The organism is Vibrio sp. YT-19(2023), assembly GCF_033337395.1.
Map to the genome: position 1 here is coordinate 1 of NZ_JAWOQN010000389.1, position 768 is coordinate 768.

The window sequence follows — 768 nt, forward strand, 5'->3', positions numbered from 1 at the left end:
TTCGCTTCTTTGTAAGCCGCTTCTGCTTCATCCAGATCTTGTTGACTGATCGATTTCTTGGTAATCAATGCGCGGTAACGTTTAACGGTTGCAAACGTCGATTCTTCAGAAGCTTGCGCACGAATCAGCTCCGCTTCTGCACTAAGCAAATCCGCTTGAAATGAAGAGTCATCAATTTGGTACAACGACTGACCTTTTTCCACAACGCCACCCTCAACAAAGTTACGTTCTGAAATAATACCCGTTACCTGTGGGCGGACTTCCGCCTCTTTAAATGCACGGCTGCGGCCCGGCAACTCAACCGTCAAAGCTTGTCGAACAGGTTCAACCGTCAACACATTCACTTCGGTTGCGGGAGCGGCGCCACCACCTTGCTCAGTTCCTTCTTGGCTTGGTTGACATCCCGCCATAAACAGGCTCGATGCAATCAGCAGCGATAGCGTGGTTCTACGTCTCATGAAACATCTCTCTTATTTTGCAAGCCCTACAAATATCCAATTCAATGCGTTCTGAATGGCTCGATTATGATTAGTGGATATACATTTATCCCAAACAAATTACTTAGAATGATAATTACCCAGTGTTGTACATACAACAAAATTTACGTTTCTATACGCTTGTCGAATGCGTTTGTTGTAAAGGTGCAATAGAACTCTCAGATTTGAAGATATTGTGTTGGAAATCACACTTTTCTGTGTAGATCGGAAGAGCACACGTCTGAACTCTCAGATTTGAAGATATTGTGTTGGAAATCACACTTTTCTGTGT

1 pseudogene is annotated in these 768 nt (G+C 43.9%); it reads right to left on the reverse strand.

Annotated elements, in window-relative coordinates:
* Positions 1 to 458: pseudogene (vmeA, locus tag R7E78_RS26085) on the reverse strand (multidrug efflux RND transporter periplasmic adaptor subunit VmeA); the annotation flags it as partial.
* Positions 459 to 768: the final 310 nt, after the last annotated feature.